Origin of the sequence: Mycobacterium sp. E3339 (assembly GCF_001666915.1) — a bacterium.
Lineage (GTDB): Bacteria > Actinomycetota > Actinomycetes > Mycobacteriales > Mycobacteriaceae > Mycobacterium.
On record NZ_LZIZ01000072.1, the window covers coordinates 1 to 559 of the forward strand.

The 559-nt window shown below is 68.3% G+C and carries 1 protein-coding gene; it reads left to right on the top strand.

Features of this window, described 5'->3' with window-relative positions; all coding sequences use genetic code 11:
* Window positions 1-559 (top strand): phosphopantetheine-binding protein (locus tag A5702_RS06485; RefSeq protein ID WP_156669508.1); only part of this gene is annotated, 559 nt, incomplete at both ends.

A 559-nucleotide genomic window follows, 5' to 3' on the forward strand; every position in this document is an offset into this window, starting at 1 on the left:
CGGCTATCTGGGCCGGGCGGGGTTGACCGGGGCGCGGTTTGTGGCGTGTCCGTTCGGCGGGGTCGGCGCGCGGATGTATCGGACCGGCGATTTGGTGCGTTGGAGCAACGACGGGCAACTGCAATACTTCGGCCGCGCCGACGAGCAGGTCAAGATTCGCGGGTATCGGATCGAGCTGGGTGAAATCCAAACGGCGTTAGGCGCTTTGGATGGTGTCGAGCAGGCGGTGGTGATCGCCCGGGAGGACCGCCCCGGTGATAAGCGGCTGGTCGGCTACATCACCGGCACTGCCGATCCGGTCGCGGTGCGGGCCGGGCTTGCCCAGCGGTTGCCGGGGTTCATGGTGCCCACCGCGATCGTCGGGCTGGCGGCGTTGCCGTTGACCGCCAACGGCAAACTCAACACCCGCGCCCTGCCGGCCCCCGAATACAGTGCCGGTCTTTACCGGGCCCCGCACACCCCCACCGAAGACCTGCTGGCCGGCATCTACGCCGACGTCCTGGGCCTCGAGCGCGTCAGCACCGACGACTCCTTCTTCGAACTCGGCGGCGACAGCATC